This is a genomic window from Methylobacterium symbioticum, assembly GCF_902141845.1.
Taxonomy (GTDB): domain Bacteria; phylum Pseudomonadota; class Alphaproteobacteria; order Rhizobiales; family Beijerinckiaceae; genus Methylobacterium; species Methylobacterium symbioticum.
In genome coordinates, this window is record NZ_CABFPH010000009.1 from 60,294 (window position 1) to 77,132 (window position 16,839).

The 16,839-nt window shown below is 69.2% G+C and carries 13 protein-coding genes; 3 read left to right on the forward strand and 10 right to left on the reverse strand.

From position 1 onward, the window contains the following. Positions 1–3 precede the first annotated feature (3 nt). The 3 genes from MET9862_RS05295 to MET9862_RS05300 all read right to left on the reverse strand — a co-directional run bounded on the left by MET9862_RS05295 (position 4) and on the right by MET9862_RS05300 (position 4,177). A complete protein-coding gene (locus tag MET9862_RS05295) occupies positions 4–1,683 on the reverse strand; it encodes a PAS domain-containing protein (RefSeq protein WP_210248089.1) in 1,680 nt (559 codons plus the stop codon). Between the two features lie 359 nt (positions 1,684–2,042). After that, positions 2,043–2,180 (reverse strand): hypothetical protein, encoded by a 138-nt coding sequence (locus MET9862_RS29175; protein WP_185156753.1) that lies wholly within the window; start codon positions 2,178–2,180, stop codon positions 2,043–2,045. A gap of 305 nt (positions 2,181–2,485) precedes the next feature. After that, positions 2,486–4,177 carry a methyl-accepting chemotaxis protein gene (locus MET9862_RS05300; RefSeq protein ID WP_142582063.1) on the reverse strand — a complete coding sequence of 564 codons (1,692 nt, stop codon included), beginning with the start codon at positions 4,175–4,177 and terminating at the stop codon, positions 2,486–2,488. Between the two features lie 788 nt (positions 4,178–4,965). Between MET9862_RS05300 and MET9862_RS05305 the strand changes: the two genes are divergently transcribed. Next, positions 4,966–5,376 carry a helix-turn-helix domain-containing protein gene (locus MET9862_RS05305; RefSeq protein WP_244612579.1) on the forward strand — a complete coding sequence of 137 codons (411 nt, stop codon included), beginning with the start codon at positions 4,966–4,968 and terminating at the stop codon, positions 5,374–5,376. 92 nt (positions 5,377–5,468) lie between these two features. Here MET9862_RS05305 and MET9862_RS05310 read toward each other — a convergent pair whose 3' ends face one another. From MET9862_RS05310 to MET9862_RS05325, 4 genes are all read right to left on the reverse strand, one after another. Beyond that, complete coding sequence (locus MET9862_RS05310; protein ID WP_142582065.1) at positions 5,469–6,398, reverse strand: DMT family transporter; 930 nt, start codon at positions 6,396–6,398, stop codon at positions 5,469–5,471. A 33-nt stretch (positions 6,399–6,431) separates the two neighbouring features. Then, a complete protein-coding gene (locus MET9862_RS05315) occupies positions 6,432–7,703 on the reverse strand; it encodes an arsenic transporter (protein WP_142582066.1) in 1,272 nt (423 codons plus the stop codon). Positions 7,704–7,788: 85 nt separating this feature from the next. After that, complete coding sequence (locus tag MET9862_RS05320) at positions 7,789–9,054, reverse strand: metallophosphoesterase family protein (RefSeq protein ID WP_244612580.1); 1,266 nt, start codon at positions 9,052–9,054, stop codon at positions 7,789–7,791. 440 nt (positions 9,055–9,494) lie between these two features. Continuing rightward, positions 9,495–10,166 carry a DNA-binding protein gene (locus tag MET9862_RS05325; protein WP_142582067.1) on the reverse strand — a complete coding sequence of 224 codons (672 nt, stop codon included), beginning with the start codon at positions 10,164–10,166 and terminating at the stop codon, positions 9,495–9,497. 306 nt (positions 10,167–10,472) lie between these two features. On the opposite strand from MET9862_RS05325, the gene MET9862_RS05330 reads away from it, so the two are divergent. Both MET9862_RS05330 and MET9862_RS05335 read left to right on the forward strand, forming a co-directional pair. Next, positions 10,473–11,141, forward strand: coding sequence for a response regulator (locus tag MET9862_RS05330; protein ID WP_142582068.1), 669 nt, complete (start codon positions 10,473–10,475; stop codon positions 11,139–11,141). A gap of 5 nt (positions 11,142–11,146) precedes the next feature. Continuing rightward, positions 11,147–12,604, forward strand: coding sequence for a sensor histidine kinase (locus MET9862_RS05335; protein WP_244612581.1), 1,458 nt, complete (start codon positions 11,147–11,149; stop codon positions 12,602–12,604). Positions 12,605–12,640: 36 nt separating this feature from the next. On the opposite strand, the gene MET9862_RS05340 is transcribed toward MET9862_RS05335, so the two are convergent. The 3 genes from MET9862_RS05340 to MET9862_RS05350 all read right to left on the reverse strand — a co-directional run bounded on the left by MET9862_RS05340 (position 12,641) and on the right by MET9862_RS05350 (position 16,308). Beyond that, positions 12,641–13,399, reverse strand: coding sequence for a response regulator transcription factor (locus tag MET9862_RS05340; protein WP_142582069.1), 759 nt, complete (start codon positions 13,397–13,399; stop codon positions 12,641–12,643). A gap of 275 nt (positions 13,400–13,674) precedes the next feature. After that, positions 13,675–14,037 carry a winged helix-turn-helix domain-containing protein gene (locus MET9862_RS05345; protein ID WP_142582070.1) on the reverse strand — a complete coding sequence of 121 codons (363 nt, stop codon included), beginning with the start codon at positions 14,035–14,037 and terminating at the stop codon, positions 13,675–13,677. Between the two features lie 138 nt (positions 14,038–14,175). Beyond that, the gene (locus MET9862_RS05350) at positions 14,176–16,308 is read right to left on the reverse strand and encodes a molybdopterin-containing oxidoreductase family protein (RefSeq protein WP_185156754.1); all 2,133 of its coding nucleotides are present in this window, start codon (positions 16,306–16,308) and stop codon (positions 14,176–14,178) included. Between the last annotated feature and the right edge of the window lie 531 nt (positions 16,309–16,839).

The window sequence follows — 16,839 nt, forward strand, 5'->3', positions numbered from 1 at the left end:
GCGCTACGCTTGCGCGTGACCGAAGTCGGAGGTCTGTCGCCCGGGCCCGGTCCGCGCGCCCCTGCGCAACGCGGCCTGCACACGGTCGATCAGCTCGCTGCGCCGATAGGGCTTTCCCAACACGTCCATGGCGTGGGGCTGCGGACCGTCGATGGCCATCTCGTCGTTGTAGCCTGTGGTGAGCAGGATCGGCACATTCGGGTCGCGGCTGCGGACCTGCTCGGCGAGGACGAGGCCGTTCGCGCCGCCCGGCATGATCACATCCGAGAACACGAGCTTGAACCCGTCCCCGCTCGTTCGCGCCTCCTCGAACCGCTCCAGCGCCTCCTCGGCGCTGTGGGCGATCACGACGCGATAGCCGATATCCTGCAACGCCTCGCCCGCCATGGCGGCAGCCTCGCGGCTGTCGTCGACCACGAGGACGAGCGGCGGTGCGGCCAGATGGTCGAGCGGTTGGGCTTGGTATCCCGTCAGTGCTTCGGGGTATCCGGCCTCGTCCGCCTTCTGACGGAGCACGGGAAACAGCATGCGGATGGTCGTGCCGTTCCCGACCGCGCTGTCGATCTCCAGTCGTCCGCCCGATTGCTGGATGAAACCGTGCGCCATCGCGAGGCCGAGGCCCGTTCCCTCGCCGCGCGACTTGGTGGTGAAGAACGGCTCGGTCGCCCGGGCCGCGATATGCGGCGCCATCCCGGTGCCCTCGTCGGAGACGCACAGCAGCACGTAGTCGCCCGGCTCCAGGTGCCGCGAGGCGGCATCGCCGTTGAGGTGGATCTGCCGCGTCGTGACCGTGATGGCGCCGCCGTTCGGAGACGCATCCCGCGCATTCACGACAACGTTCAGGAGGGCCATCTCCAAGTGGGTTGCATCGACCCGGACCTGCGGCAGCCGCCGCTGCAGGTTCAGGTACAAGGTCGCCTTGCTGCCCACCGAGGTCTCCAGCAACTCGGCGACGGAATTGACCATCTCGCTCAGGTCGACGCCCTTCGGCTCCAGGCGGCCGCGGCGGGCGAAGGCGAGCAGCTGATGGGTCAGCTTCGCGCCCCGGTCGGCCGCGGACGTGGCCGCGGCGAGATAGCGTTCGAAGGCCTTGTCGTCGTGACGCTTGGCCGCCAGACGCTCCAGGCTGCCATTGATGACGTGCAGGAGGTTGTTGAAGTCGTGGGCGAGCCCGGCCGTCAGCTGCCCGATGGCCTCCATCTTCTGGGCCTGCCGGAACTGCTGCTCCGCGTCCCGTCGGTGCGTCACGTCCAGCTGGCTGGCGAAGTAGTAGATGATCTCGCCGTCCGGGTTGTGCACCGGCCCCATGAACACGGCATTCCAGAACGGCGTGCCGTCCCGGCGATAGTTCAGGATCTCCACGGCCGTGGCCTTGCCGGCCGCGAGGGCCTCCCGGAGCTGCCGCACGTGATCCGGGTCGGTGCCCGCACCCTGCAGGAAACGGCAGTTGCGGCCGAGCACCTCGCCCTCCTCGTAGCCGGTCAGGTCGAGGAAGGCGTTGTTGGCGAAGACGATCGGGATGTCGTCCTGGCGGGGATCGGCCAGGATCATCGGCATGCGAGTCATCTCGACGGCGGCGAAGAAGACGCTGCCGCGCTCGTTCAGGTCGGGATCGGTGATGGTGCTCTGTTGCCAGTGGCGCAGCCCCGGCTGCCCGAGCGGCTCCATGGCGCCCTGGTCCATGCGGCCCCGGGCCGGCTCGCCCGTGCTCGCGTCATCGTCTCCGCCGGCGCGATCCGGCGCTTTCTGGTCATCGTTCATGGCGGACATGTAGCGGAAAACGCGGCTGTCCGCCGAATGGTCCCGCTCCGGTGAGCCTCGCGCCGAAGATTGATGAATGCGGAGGCCAGAGCCGATCTCGGTCGCGCTTCAACCGGGACCGGACAGGCATCCGATGGATCCCTTCGGACGGCGGATGTCGACGTCGCGCAGGCGCCGCCCGGGCTTGCCGATCCCAGCCTGCCTCTCAGACACGACAAAGCCCGCCTCGGCGGACCGGGCGGGCTGCATTGGTCCGGCCGCGTCGGCGGCCGTGCCGTGGTTCAGGCGAGGGTCGGGACAGCGCCGGCGGCACCGGCGTTCCGCGTGTCGCCATCGAAGGTCTTGGCGAGCGCGATCACGAGCGAGACCTGAACGGCGGCGGCGAAGGGGAGGAGGGCGAGAGCGGTCAGGAGGGCCATCGGCGGTGTCCTTTGGTGCGGTGCGTTGAGAGGCTTATCGCACCGCAAACGCCGTCTTGGTATGCCACATGCCTCACGCCAGATATGCGATCGCTGCATGCGACCGGGAAGGATCGACCGGAAGTTGCATCAAAATGCATGGCTCGCGGCTGGGTCGGTGCAAAAAATTTCCGGGCTGCAGTCTAAGATTTCACCGCGACCGCCCAGGTCTGCCAACGCCGTGCGGCTCCTCAGTCCATGATCACAAACAGAAACCCCGCCCGATTCCGGGCGGGGCTCGTTGGTTGATCGTCTTTCGGGCCGTCTCAGGCTGCGCGCACGGTCGCCAGGAAGCGATGCACCTCGGCTGAAAGGTGTTCCGACTGACGCGACAGTTCGGAGGCCGACGACAGAACCTGGGATGCCGCTGCGCCTGTCTCTTCCGAGGCGTGGGCCACGCCGGCAATATTGCTCGTGACCTCGCCCGTGCCGATCGAGGCCTGCGCCACGTTGCGGACGATCTCCTGCGTCGCAGCACTCTGCTGCTCGACCGCCGCGGCGATGCTGGCCGCGACCATATCGATCTCGCGGATGCGATCGGTCATCGTGCCGATGGCCGTCGCCGCCTGATCGGTGACGCCCTGGATCTCGCCGATCTGACTGACGATGTCGTCGGCGGCCCGCGCCGTCTGGTTGGCGAGCTCCTTCACCTCCGCGGCCACCACCGCGAAGCCGCGCCCCGCCTCGCCGGCCCGCGCCGCCTCGATCGTGGCATTCAGCGCCAGCAGGTTCGTCTGGCTGGCGATGGTCGAGATCAGCCCGACCATGTCGCCGATCCGCGCCGAGGTGGTCTTCATCACCTGAACCAGACGGACCGTCTGATCCGCCTCGCCGACGGCGCCCTGGGCCAGATCGGCCGAGCCGTGCACCTGGCGGCCGATCTCCTGGATTGAGGCGCCGAGCTCCTCGGCGGCGGCGGCGACGGTGCCGACATTGGCGGCGGCCTCCTCGGCGGCCGCCGCGACGGTGTTCGACTGGCCGGCGGTCTCGGTCGCGGTCGCGGTCATCTGCTGGGCGGTGGCCTGCAATTCCGTCGCTGCCGACGAGACCAGCCCGACGATGCCGCCCACCGCGTGCTCGAAGCTGTCGGCGAGCTCCATCATCGTGCGCTTGCGCTCGGCCGCCGCTGCAGCGTCCGCGATCTGCTTGCGCTCGGCTTCCTCGGCCGCCTTCTTGGTCACCATGGCCTTGATGCCCTCGACGGCCCGCCCCACGGCTCCGATCTCGTCGCCGCGCTCCGCTTCCCGGATCTCCGCGTCGATCTCGCCCTTGGCCATGCGCTCGAGGACGCCGACGAGGCTCCCGAGCGGACGTGTGATGCCGGCCATCGAGATGAACGCCGCCGCAATCAGGCCGATCAGCATGCCGAGTGCGCTGAATCCCATGAGCGTGTACCGCGTGGCGTTGGTCTGGTCCGTGAGATCGTCGGATGCACGCGAGACATAGGCCGCGATGTCGTCGCCCAGCTTGCCGTTATCCTTTGCGATAGCGAAGAAGAGAGGATCGACCTTGCTGTGCATGGCATCCAGCGCCACGGAGTTGCGACCCGCCATGGCTTGACGGCGCGCCTCGGTCGCCTCGACGACCAACGTCTCGATCCGTCTCGTCAAGCTTTCGATTTCGGTCTGAAAGGTGGGGGCTTTGTCCTTCAGGTCCTTCACTTCGTCGTTAAGCCTGGGCAGCACCTTGTCGAAGGCCGCATTGGCCGCCGTTATCTGCTCGGGATCGATTTCGGCGATGGTCCGGTAGACCCAGTAGTTCAGCTCGATGACGAGCCGGTTGATCCGGCGTGACACGGCCTCCGCACGCGCCTCACGCACGATATAGATGCTGTAGGCGTCATCGATACGGGTCATGCGCGCCTGTGCGTACCAGATGCAGACGCCTACGGTCAGGGCGATCAGCCCGATCGCCAGGGACAGCTTGGGAAGGATTTTCAATCGAGCTAAAAGCAGCATTTGAGCCCTCGTCGCACGTAATCGTGATGTCATCGCGCAGGCCATGTTTCGATAATCTTAATGTGAGGCCTGGATTCGGAAAAAAGATACAACAGAGAATAGCATATTCATTGCCATGCACGCCTTGATTGTGTGCGGAGATCCATTGGTCAGGCGGCCCGCTGCTAGGCCCGCGGTGCCATCCGGCTCGCCGGCCTCCATCGCGGCAGGACGTTCCCGTCACGCATGATGCCCGGAAAGGTGACGCGCAGGGTGGCAACCATGCCGTGCGGTCTCGAAAGCGGCCGCTGTCGGGAGCCTGATGTTCAACGTCCGGGCTTCGGACGCCTCAATCCTGGGTTCGACGCGCCTTCGTTGGTCGAACCAGTGGCCACGTACCGGGCAAGACATGTGCAGAAAAACGCCGGTATCTGGCAAGACGATTGCCTTAGCTTGCACAATGGCGCGCTCCGGATGGCGCGACAAACCGTGCGACCCGACATGACGCAACACGCCGTAAGCTCGCACGACGGAGCGGTATATCGGATCTGAATGGATCGCTGATGAATTGGAATTGGACTTTGCTTCCGATTCGAAGGATAGTCTGAAGACTGTCCTCTCCATGGATCGATCGGACGACCGTCTCGAAGTTCTCGCCAGTCAGCGGTGTGTAGCGAAGACTATCGTAACTTAAATCAAGATCTGCCGATGTCGCTCAGGCGCATCGGCGTCCAATGCCCGGCTCCGTGGCTGCCTGCCGTCCGGATCCCGGTGTTCCCCTTGCCTGCCGGTTCCAGCCGAGTCCCGCCATGTCAGTCGATCCTGCCGTCGATCCCAAGGACGTCGCCAGCCTGCGCAGCGACAGGCTCGTGCGGCCGATGACCTGGATCCCCGCAGGGCTGTGGACGACGCCCGATCCTGGTCTGGACGCGCTGTTCGAGGCCGAAGCGACGGGCGCTCCGAGGCAAGATCCTCTGGCATCGGATCATCGGATCGAGAGCTGTCATATCCGCGCGGCCCGCGGCCTGCTCGACTGGTCCATGCAGGACCTGGCCGAGGCAAGCGGCCTGTCCTTCTCCACCGTGCGGCGTCTTGAGGAAGGACGTTCCAGCCGCGCCAGCCGCAGCCGCCGCGCGGCCCTGGCCGCGCTCAGGCAGGCAGGGATCCGTTTCCTTCTCCTGGAGGGCGGCTCGCTCGTCGCGGTGGCCCGGATCCCCTGAGCTGAAACACGGCAGGCCGTCCGGATGCCGTGCGGCTGGACCGGTCGCCCGCTCCGAGCGCCTGTCCCCTGCGCTCCTCGGGGCTCCCGCCCTCAGAACAGCGAGATGAGGACGATTCCGGCCACCATGAGCGCGGCCCCGCCGAGCCGTGCGGGGCCGGCGCGCACCTGCCTCATGCCGAGCCAGCCGAAATGGTCGAGCGCCACGGAGGTCAGCAGGTTGGCCGTGATCAGCAGGCCGTTGAAGGCGCCCGCCCCGACCTTGTCGACGAACAGCAGGCCCGCGAACACGGCCACCGCGCCGGTCAGGCCCGCGAGCGGCATCCACCAGCGCACGCCTTCGATATCCGCCCTCTGCGGCAGGGGCTTCTGGCGCAGCAGGAAGACCAGCACGAACACGAACACCACCGGCAGGAACGACACCAGCGCCGCGAGCCAGGGATTGACCAGGGCGCCGCGCAGCTGCGCGTTCCAGACGACGCCGATGGCCTGAAGCGCACCCGCGACGACGATGAAGGGGTAGAGCAGCTTCGGATTGAGGCCGTGCCCCGTCTCCTTCGTCTCGCCCTTGTCGGGGGTGACGCGGGCGATGAAGGTCACGCCCACGGCCATGAGCAGCCCGCCGAGCCAGGGCATCGGCTTGAAGCCGCCGCCCGCCAGCCCGAACAGGCCGAAGGAGTCCAGCGCGAGCGAGGTCAGGATGTTGGCCGTCAGCGTCAGGCCGTTGAAGGGGCCGGCGCCGACCTTGTCCACGAAGGCGAGCCCGCCGAACACCGCCACCGCGCCGGCCACGCCGCCGAGGGGCGCGTACCAGGGCATGGTGCCGAGGCTGTCCAGGCTGGGCAGCGGCGTCGGCATCACCAGGAACAGCGTCGCGAAGACGAAGACGATCGGCAGGAAGGAGACGGACGCCGCCAGGAACGGGTTGACGAGGTGCCCGCGCAGCTGCGCGTTCATGGAATTGCCGAGCGCCTGCAGGGCGCCGGCCACGATGATGAAGGGATAGAGCAGGGCGGCGGTCACGCGGTCACGTCTCCGGAGCGGGCGGGGGCGGGATCAGACGAGGATCAGGGCGGCGAGCGCCAGGGCGAGGGCCGGCGGCATCACGAGGAGCCCGAGCTTCAGGAAGGCCCAGGCGGACACGGTCTCGCCCTCGCGGCGGATGGCGGTGAGCCACAGGATGGTGGCGAGCGAGCCGGTCACCGACAGGTTCGGCCCGAGATCGACCCCGATCAGGATCGCGCCGGCGACCTTCTCCGGCACCTGGGCGGCCTGCACCGCCGCGCCTGCCAGAAGGCCCGCGGGCAGGTTGTTCACGAGGTTCGAGCCGAGCGCCACGAGGGCGCCCCCGGCCCAGGCGGCCGTGGCCGGATCGCCCTGCGCCGTGCGCTTCAGGAGATCGGCGAGCATCGTGAGCACGCCGGTCTTCTCCAGGGCCTCGACCAGGACGAAGAGGCCGGCCACCAGCGGCAGCACGCTCCAGGACACATCCTTGGCGACCTCCACAATGCCGCCGCGGTTGATGAGCAGCACGAGGAGGGTGGTGGCGAGACCCGCCACGAAGGTCGGCAGGCCGAGGTCGATCCCGGCTGCCGAGGCGCCGATCAGGGCCGCGCCGGTGGCGATGATCCCGGCGCCCGCGACCTTGCCGCCGAGCCCGAGGGCCGGCGTCTCGACATCGGTCGCCACCGTCTCGCCCGTCAGGGCGCGGTTCTGGGTGAGGCGCAGCGCGACATAGGTCGCCACGATGGCGAGGATGGAGGGGAGGGTGAAGGTCGCGAGCCAGCGTCCGAGCGGCGGCATGTGCTCGGCGAAGACGACGAGATTGGCCGGGTTGGAGATCGGCAGCACGAAGCTCGCGGCGTTCGCGATGAAGGCGCAGATGAGCAGGTAGGGCAGGGGCTGCTTGACCCCGGCCGCCTTGGTCGCGGCGAACACGGCCGGCGTCAGCACGACCGCACAGGCGTCGTTCGACAGGAACACCGTCACCACCGTGCCGACGACGTAGACGAGCAGGAAGAGCCGCGTGGCCGAGCCCCGGGCGGCGCGCACGGCGTGGGAGGCGAGCCAGTCGAACAGCCCCTCCTTCCGGGCGATCTCCGAGAGCAGCATCATGCCGACGAGGAAGAGGTAGACGTCGGTGCCCTTGAGGACGCCGTCCCAGGCCGTGCCGGGCGCCAGCAGGCCGAGGGCGACGAGGGCGCCGGCGCCCAGCACGGCCCAGATCGCCTCCGGCCAGGAGAAGGGTCTCAGGATCACGCCGAGGGTCGCCAGCGCGGCGATGATCCAAGTGGTCAGGTTGAGGGGAAGCCCCCAGGCGGCAGCCACGTTCGTCGTCCCCGTTGTCTCGTGGTGTTTCGTGAGGCCTATCGGCCGGGTTCTGACCGGCGGCAGGTCGGTCGAGACCCGCCGTCTACCATTTGCGGCCGGCTCGGTTCGGGCCGAGCTGGTCGCCGCGCACGCCTTTCACCGGCCAGGCCGGAAGCCGGAACGTATCGCTGCCGGGGCGCTGCGGCGCCGGCGGCGGCACGAAGCTGCGCCGGACAGGCTCGATCACGTCGATATCGGTGTTCGGCATGGTCGCGCCGACGGTCGCGGTCCCATCCGTGACCTCGACGGAGAGGCGGCGCGCCCCCTCCGGCCAGTCGATCCAGGCATGGACAGCGCGCGGGCCGTCCGGCTTCATCGGTTGCGCAGGACCGTCATCGACGCGGACATAGCAGCGCCACGCGCTCTGGGCTGCTTTCGACAGCACGAGCGCGCGCACCTCGATCCGTCCGTCGGTGGAGTCGAGCGCCGCCGTGGCGAGGCGGCGGTCGGCAGGGCTCGTGATCATCACGAAGGGCAATGCCCTGTCGAGCGGCTTGAAGCGCCAGCTCGTGACCGCCCCATCGATCGCCGCGACGGCGTAGCCGACCGAGCCGTCCTCGTTCTGGCCGACGGAGCGGGCCGCCGCGTAGAGGGTGCGCCCGTCATGCGCCAGCTCGTTGTAGTGGGTGTGGCCCATCTCGACGAGGCGTACGCCATAGCCCCGGATCAGGCCCGCGAGCGCGATCCGCTCCTCGGGGACTCGCAGATCGTCCGGATAGGTGTGGGCGAAGACGGCGCAGGGCAGCCCGGCGGCGGCGGCTTTCTTGAGTTTGCGGCCGAGCCAATCGAGTTGGCAGGGACCGAGCCGGAAATCGAGGCCGAAGCCCTTCTCGCCGTAGCCGGCGCTGACCATGTCGAGGAACAGGCAACGCACGCCGCCGATCGTCTCAGCGTAGTAGTACTGCGTCACGGATCCCGGCGCTCGCGGCCGGGGCAGATGATTGTGGCGGGCGCGGTGCGTCCCGCCACGGGGGCTGCCCGCGATCCGGGCGAACGTCGCGTCGAAATCGATCATCGTGCCGTATTGGCGATCGTGGTCTCCGGCAATCAGCCGGACCGGCAAATCGGGATGACGATTCAGGGCGCCCTCCAGAATCGCATACTGTGCGGCCGTGCCGTCCTCCGCGTGGTCGCCCGGCAGGTACACGAAGTCGAAGGCCCCGCGCGGCGCGAGCCCGGCGATCTCGTCGAGGATGGCGGCGAAGTCGCGGACATTGGCTTGGCCGCTGCCGGTCAGATGAAGATCCCCGACATGGAGGACGACGAAGGGATCGCGCATCGCAGAGCCCGGGCTGTGGGATGACGCCATCTCAACCGCCGCTCGCCAAGGGGGCAACGATATCCGCGCCGTGGACCGGACGGATCGCCAGCCGGACGATCCTGATGGGGGACGGAACCCATTCGCTAGGCATGGACGGGGCTCCGTCTTGAATCGACGCTTTTCTGCGCGAACGCAGCGCTGACCCTCGCGAGCAGCCGCCGCTCAAGTTCTGGCGCCCGGGTGGGTTCCGGTGGAGCAGATCACGAGGCCGCGAGAGAGCCTGGTATGCAGGAAGCAGCCATCGGTTCCGGCTTGAAGATAGCAATGATGCAACGGACGGTTGTTCTGCTTTGATTTTGATCTTGAAAATTGTGCCGCCCGCCGTGCCACCCTGAGGCGTTCGTTCACCGGACCGTCCGCCGTCGCGCCGGCCGGTCCGGCGCGCGACGAATCCGGCCTCGTCCGGCCATCGTCGCGCGTCGCAGTGGTCAGAGCAGCGGTCGCTCGCGGATGCGGCCGTCGAAATCGACATGCAGCAGGCGTTCCCGCCCGTCCGGACCCTTGGCCGCGACATCCAGATGGCGCGGGCCGCGACCGGTGACGCGGATGTCGCCGTAGCCGGCCTTCTCGATGGCGGCGGTCAGGGCGGGCAGGTCGGGCTGCGGGCCGAGCCCGACCTTGTCCTTGGCCCAGTCCACCGTGCCGGGCGGCGGACCGCCGGGCCGGCCGAGAAGGATCGGACTGCCCTCCGCGCGGGTGATCATCCGGGCGTGCAGGAACCCCTTCTCGAAGCGGCCCTGGACGGTGACGGTCTCGCCCTTGGTGACGAGTGCGCCGTCCTCACCCGCGCGGCCGGTCTCGACCAGGGCCCGGCCGGTGGCGTCCTGAATCACGAACTTGTTGCCGAAGATCTCGGTGACCTCGCCCTTGGCCGCGATGGCGCCGGACGGGGCGAGGGCCGAGATGGCGGTCGGTGCGACCGGCGTGGGAGACAGGTCCGGTCCGGGGCGGGCGAGGGAGAGGCCGGCCGCGCCGAGGGCGAGGGGGGCCGCGATGGCGCCGACCACGAGACCCCGGCGGGGCCGGTGGGGGCGTGCCGGGCTGGAAGCCCGCTCCGCCGCGTCGTGCGCCGTGCCGTCGATGACCGTCTTGTCGCTCATGATGATCTGATGTCCTGATGATCGTTGGCCCTTTCGGGTTGGCGAATGTCTAGGACGCCGGGCGAAACCCATGCTGAACCGCTTCGTTCAGGTTCGGTTAAACAGCGGATTCTAGAGCGGCTCCCGATCGCGTTGCGCTCCAGGCCGGATCTATCCGCTTGAGAGCGCCTGATTTTTTGGCGGAACCGGCAACCACGTCCGAGGAAAAGGCCTTACGTGCTTGCTCCGACGCGCTCTCCTCCGCCGAGCCGGTCGCCGCTTCGATGGAGGGGCCCCCGGATCCGCGGCCTCAAGATTTGGACGGTCATGAAGATCCTGCTGGTCGAGGACGACGCGGCGCTCGCCGCCGAACTGGCCAAGGCGTTGCGCGCGGAAGGCTTCGCCCTCGATCTGGCCCGCGACGGCCTGGATGCCGGCCATCTCGGCGAGACGGAGGCCTACGATGCCGTCGTGCTCGATCTCGGCCTGCCCAAGCGGGACGGCGTCGCGGTGCTGCAGGGCTGGCGCGCCGCCGGACGCACGATGCCGGTGCTGATCCTCACGGCGCGCGACGGCTGGAGCGACAAGGTCGCGGGCTTCAAGGCCGGGGCCGACGATTATCTCGTCAAGCCGTTCCGGGTGGAGGAGCTCGTGATGCGCCTGCGCGCCCTGGTGCGCCGCAGCCAGGCCAGCGGGGCGCCCCGGATCGCCTGCGGGCCGCTCACCTACGATCCCGGGCTCGGCACCGTCGAGCACCATGGCCTGCCGTTGCGGCTCACCGGGCTGGAATGGCGCGTGCTGTGCTGCCTCATCCTGCGCAAGGAGGCGGTGGTGCCGCGCAGCCAGCTCATCGAGCGCGTCTATGACGGTGATGCCGAGGTCGATTCGAACTCGATCGAGGTGATCATCACGCGCCTGCGCCGGAAGATCGCGCCCGCCGCCATCGAGACGGTGCGCGGCCACGGATACCGGCTGATGCCGCAGGGCAGCCTGTGAGGGACGTGCCCGCGCCCCACGCGCTCCGCCCGAAACCGCGACGCCGCGCCTGGCTCGGCGGACCGGGCTCGCTGCAGCGCCGTCTCCTGCTGGCGGCCGGGCTGTTCCTCGGCGTGGCCCTGGTGGCGGCCGGCCTCTCCATCGGCTTCGTCCTGCACCGCTTCGTTCGCGGACAGATCGACGGCCGGCTCGACGACCGCATCCTGTCCCTGGTCGCCGACCTGCGCCAGGATCCCGGGGCGCTCTCTCCCGACCCGGATGCGCGTTCGGCGAAGGCGGATGCGGCGCGGCACGGGCCCGGCTCCGGAGGTCTCCCGCTCGGCGGTGGCCGCGACGGCTCGCCCTTCGAGCGGCATCGCTCCGGCTGGTACTGGCAGATCCGGCGCGGCGAGACGGTGCTCGGTTCCGCCTCGCTGGGCGGTCGGATCCTGTCCCTTCCCGAGATTCCGGAGAAGCGGCAGGACGGGGATCGGCCCGTCCCGGCCGACGGCACGGATCCCTGGGGCGAGAGCCTGATCCTGCGCATCCTGACATGGCCCGGCGAGGCGGGCGGGCCGCCGACGATCCTCGTCGCCTCGGCCCCGGCCGCGGCCCTGCGCGGGCCGGTCCTCGAGGCGCTGCGCACGCTCGGCCTCTGCCTCGGCGTGGTCGGCCTGTTCCTGTTCGCCGGCGTCCTCCTGCAGGTCCATCTCGGCCTGCGTCCCCTGCGCCGCCTGCGCGATCAGCTGGCCGCGGTGCGGGCCGGCGGAATCGCGCGGCTGCCCCTGCGGCAGCCCGCGGAGGTCCGCCCCCTGGTCGCGGAGATCAACGCTCTCCTCGACCAGAACGCGGCCAGCCTGGACCATGCCCGCGGCCACGTCGCCAACCTCGCGCACGGGTTGAAGACGCCGCTCGCGACGCTGTCGATGGCGCTGGCGGAGACCGGTGCCGACCGGGACGGCGCGCTCGCGCCGCTGGTCGCGAGCATGGACCGACGGATCCGGCACCATCTGCGCCGCGCCCGCGCCGCGGCTGTCGGAGGTCCCGCCCGGGCGCGGGTCGATCTCGCCGCGCATGTGGCCGACCTCGCGATGGTGCTGGCGCGGATCCATGCCGAGAAGGGCGTCGACGTCGTCAGCCGGGTGCCGGACGGCCTGGGGGTGGCCTGCGATCCTCAGGACCTCGACGAGATGCTGGGGAACCTGATCGAGAATGCGTGCCGCTGGTGCCGCGGCCGCGTGCGGATCGAGGCGCGGCGGGCCGGCGCGGAGGTCGTCGTCTGGGTCGAGGATGACGGGCAGGGGCTGGACGCGGAGGCCAGGGCGGCGGTGCTGAAGCGGGGTCGCCGCCTCGACGAGAGCCAGCCCGGCCACGGGTTCGGGTTGCCGATCGCCCTGGAGCTCGCCGAACTGTACGGGGGATCCCTCGTGCTCGAGGATGCCGCGCTCGGCGGCCTCCGGGTGCGCCTGACCCTGCCGGGCTGACGGCCCGCTCCGTGGCCGCGGCCCGCGCGGCTCCCCTCAGATGCCGACCCGTCCGGCGGCTGCCCGGCCCGCATGTCGCCCCGGCGCGTTCAGATCGAGCATGAAGCCGCGCCCGCGCACGGTCACGACCGCGCCGCCGCCGAGCTGTTCGATCTCGGAGAGCTTCACCCGAAGGTATCCGACATAGACATCGACCACGTTGAGGGACTGGCCGCCCTGGTTGGCCCAGACCTTGTTGAAGATCTGCGCGCGCGACACCGGCCGGTTGGCGTTCTCCATGAACAGCAGCAGCAGATCCGCCTCGCGCGGCGTCAGCCGGACGGAGGCTTCGCCCATCTGGACCTGCCGCGTGGTCAGATCGAGGGTGAGACGGCCCGCCCTGACGCTCGTGCGGGCGGCATCGGCCTCGCGGCGCATCACCTGGGCCTGCACGCGGGCCAGCAATTCATCGAAATCGAAGGGCTTCACGATGTAATCGTCGGCCCCGAGGGCGAGGCCCTCGGCACGGTCGCGCACCTCGTCGCGGGCACTCAGGAAGAGGATCGCACCGGGATAGCCGCCCGCGCGCAGGGAGCGGCAGATCTCGTGCCCCGAGCCGTCCGGAAGCTGGATGTCCACCAGGATCGCGTTCGGCTGGCGATCCTGCGCCGCCCTGAGCGCGTCGTCGACCCCGCCGGCTTCGGCGACGGAGAAGCCCTCCGCCGTGAAGCCGCGGGCGAGCACGCCACGGATATCGCCGTCGTCCTCGACGATCAGGATGCGCGTCGTCGCGTCGGTGTCGGATTCGTCCAGCATGCGTCTCAAGGCACAAACGTGCGCCGAACCGGTGGTCCCTTCGGCGGAGGGCGCTCTAGCAGGGGCTTGCGCGAACGGGAAGCGTTCGGCGGCCATCGCGCGGCCCGATCATCAGTATCGGATGAAATGCCAATCTGATGTCTGGACTGCCGGCAAGAAAACGAGGGCTTTTATGGCAATTCTCATAAGTAGAATATAAGAAAACCGTGCCGATCCGAGGCGGGGCTGCGGACCTTGAACCCGCCCCAGCGTGCGAAGCGGGGGAGCGCCTGCGCTCAGGCCTGCCCCTTCGCGCGGATGTCGGGCGCGGGGGCGGCCGTCAGGCGCGCCAGGAAGGGGGCCGCCGCCGTCTCGGCCGCCTGCTCGATCGCCCGGTAATGGGCGACCACGTCCGTGCCGAAGGGCGAGAGCCGCGCGCCGCCGCCGGCCTTGCCGCCGACCTGGGCTTCGACGAGCGGCTGACCGAAGCCGATATTCAGGGCCTCCACCAGCAGCCAGGCCCGGCGATAGGACATGCCCAGCGCCCGGCCCGCGGCCGAGATCGAGCCGTGCTCGGCGATCATCTCGAGGAGCTGCACTTTGCCCGGGCCCAGGCGGTTGTCGGGGCCGAGATCGATACGGATGCTCAAGCGGGCCATTCTGCGCTCCTCCCGGCTCGCGGCCGTTCTAGAACGCGCACCGCCGAGGTGGCTACCGGTTCGGTGCGAGCGCGCCGCCCGACGCGATGCGAGCCGGGCAGGGGCGGCGGCGCCCTCCGCGCCGCCGCCGGGCCTGCCCTACTGTGCGAGCCCGACCTCGACGAGGTTGTCGCTGAAGGTCGGCGAGTGTCCCATCCCGCCATAGGTCGAGGCGCTGATCACGTTGACGGCGCCGTCGCGGTTGAGCGCGTGCCAGTAGCCGAGCGAGGCGACGACGAGGCCGGGCGGCACGTCCTCCGTGACCTTGGCCTGCCCGTGGAAGGCGCCGCGCGCGTTGAACACCCGCACGAGCGCGCCTTCCGTGATCTCCCGCGACTGCGCGTCCTGCGGATTGATCAGGATCGCCTGGGCCCCCTGCCGGGCGATCTTGTGCGCCTCGTTCGCGTATTGCGAGTTCAGGAAGCCGTGGCTCTTGGGCGAGACGATGTTGAGCGGGTAGCGCTCGGCCTGGGCCGGGTTGGTCTCGGGCCGCTCGTTGGCCGGCACGTAGCCTGGCAGCGGATCGAGCGCCTCGCCGCCCTGCTTCTGCTCGTACATCTGCCGGAAGGGCGGGGCCACGAAGTTGCCGGTGGTCGCGGCCGTCTCCGAGTAGAACTCGCACTTGCCCGAGGGCGTCGGGAAGTTGCCCTCCGCGTGGGGCGTGCGGCTCTCCGGATTCCCGAGGTTGAGCCGATACCAGCCGTGCTCGCGGAAATGGTCCATGGTGATGCCGCCGAGCTTGGGGCTGTCCCAGTCGAGGTACCATTCCATCAGCTCGGTCTCGCTCATCGCGAATTGCGGCTCGGTGAAGCCGAACCGCTTGGCGAGCCGCCGGAACAGCTCGGCGTTCGAGACCGTCTCGCCCGGCGGCTCGATCGCCTTTTGGTTGAGCGTGAAGAAGAAGTGCCCCCACGAGAACATCATGTCGTCGTGCTCGGCCGCCATGGTGGCGGGCAGCAGGATGTCGGCATAGCGGGCGGTGTCGGTGACGAAATGCTCGCTGACCACCGTGAACAGATCCTCGCGGGCGAGCCCGCGCTTGATCTTGGCCGTCTCGGTCGCGTTCGAGACCGGGTTGGCGTTGTAGACCATCAGCGCGTGAATGCCGGGCTCGATGCCGGCCTCGCCGGTCAGGATCGCGCCGAGCTTGAGCACGTTGAGCGCGCGCGTGCCCTCCGGGATCAGGTCCGGCCGGCAGACCCGGTCCCAGTGGACCGGGAATTCCCAGAGCGGCATCTGATAGACGCCGCCGCCCGGATCCTTCCACGAGCCGGTGAGGGCCGGCAGCGAGAAGATCGCCCGGAGCGCCTGCGCGCCGCCCGCGCTGCGCTCGACCGCGATGCCGGGCCGCAGCGCCGCGTTGCGGGTGGTGGCGTATTCGCGCGCCAGCCTGCGGATATCCTCGGCGGGGATGCCGCAGATCCCGGCCGCGTAGTCGGGGGTGAACGGGGCGGCACGCTCCTTGAGCTGTTCGAAGCCGACCGTGTGACGGGCGATGTAGTCGTCGTCGGTCAGCCCTTCCGCGATGATGACCTGGATCAGCGCCATCGCGAGCGCCCCGTCGGTGCCGGGCTTCGGAGCGAGGTGCCAGTCGGCCTCCTTCGCGGTGCGCGAGCGATAGGGGTCGATCACAACCACCTTCGCGCCGTTGCGCTGCGCCTCCTTCACGATGTGCCAGTGATGGAGATTGGTCGAGACCGAGTTGCAGCCCCAGATCACGATATAGTTTGACTGCGCGAAGCTCAGAGGATCGGTGCCGTTGGTCGGGCCGACCGTCAGCAGCCAGGCCGTGCACGAGCCAGAGCCGCAGAAGGTCTTCTCGGCGACCGTGGCGCCGAGCCGGTTGAAGAAGGCGTCCCCGACGGTCAGCCCCTGCACCGTGCCCTCGTTGCCGAGATAGTTGTAGGGCAGGATCGCCTCGGCCCCGTGCGTCTCGATGATGGCGCCCCAGCGCCGGTGGATCTCGTCGAGGGCCTCCGTCCAGCTGATGCGCTCGAACAGGCCGCTGCCCTTCGGGCCGGCGCGCCGCATCGGATAGAGCAGGCGGTCGGGATTGTAGTGGTGCTTGTCGAAGTCGTTGAGCTTCGCGCAGAGCGCGCCGCGGGTCATCGGGTGGTCGGGATTGCCACGGACCTCGGTCAGACGTCCGTCCGTCACCGTATAGATCATCGAGCAGGTATCGGGACAGTCGTGCGGACAGGCCCCGAGCTTGGTCGTCGCCTCTTGCAGCATCGTTTCACTCCCATTTTGTGGTTCTATGTGTTGTGTTTTCTTCTTGTCGGATCGGACTCCCCGAGAGCCGTTTCCCATCGCGGTGCCATCGAGGTCGCCTCTAGGGTCTTGATTTCGCGCGTTCTCTTTCGCCGAGCGAGCCTCCCCTTCGGCTCAGGAGCGCTCTGGCCGAGCGGTGCCGGGACCGGGGGCGGAACAGGTCGGCGAAGGGCGGAAGCGCGGGCGTGACAGCGCCGGAGGCGCGGCAGACGAGGCTCGCGGACAGGCGCAACGCCCGGCCGGCTTCGGCGCGGATCGAGGTCGGGAGTGCCGCGTCCACAACGACCGCGTGCATCCTGTGCTCCGTCCCGAAGCGCGCTGTCCGGCCGCGCCGGGACGCCACTCGCGTAGAACGGGAATAGCACGGCCCCGCTCGGCAGACCATTCGGCGGCTCAGGACGTCCTGGACGCGGGCCGTGTCCGCAGAGGTCCGGATCTTGCTAGCCCCGCATTCGACAGGCGTGCGGGCCGGTATTCCCGCATCCGGCACGC

Coding starts and splice junctions, on each gene's coding strand:
- MET9862_RS05295 (WP_210248089.1), bottom strand. CDS start 1,683: ATGGACCAGGGCGCCATGGAGCCGCTCGGGCAGCCGGGGCTGCGCCAC.
- MET9862_RS29175 (WP_185156753.1), bottom strand. CDS start 2,180: ATGGCCCTCCTGACCGCTCTCGCCCTCCTCCCCTTCGCCGCCGCCGTT.
- MET9862_RS05300 (WP_142582063.1), bottom strand. CDS start 4,177: ATGCTGCTTTTAGCTCGATTGAAAATCCTTCCCAAGCTGTCCCTGGCG.
- MET9862_RS05305 (WP_244612579.1), top strand. CDS start 4,966: ATGTCAGTCGATCCTGCCGTCGATCCCAAGGACGTCGCCAGCCTGCGC.
- MET9862_RS05320 (WP_244612580.1), bottom strand. CDS start 9,054: ATGGCGTCATCCCACAGCCCGGGCTCTGCGATGCGCGATCCCTTCGTC.
- MET9862_RS05325 (WP_142582067.1), bottom strand. CDS start 10,166: ATGAGCGACAAGACGGTCATCGACGGCACGGCGCACGACGCGGCGGAG.
- MET9862_RS05330 (WP_142582068.1), top strand. CDS start 10,473: ATGAAGATCCTGCTGGTCGAGGACGACGCGGCGCTCGCCGCCGAACTG.
- MET9862_RS05340 (WP_142582069.1), bottom strand. CDS start 13,399: ATGCTGGACGAATCCGACACCGACGCGACGACGCGCATCCTGATCGTC.
- MET9862_RS05345 (WP_142582070.1), bottom strand. CDS start 14,037: ATGGCCCGCTTGAGCATCCGTATCGATCTCGGCCCCGACAACCGCCTG.
- MET9862_RS05350 (WP_185156754.1), bottom strand. CDS start 16,308: ATGCTGCAAGAGGCGACGACCAAGCTCGGGGCCTGTCCGCACGACTGT.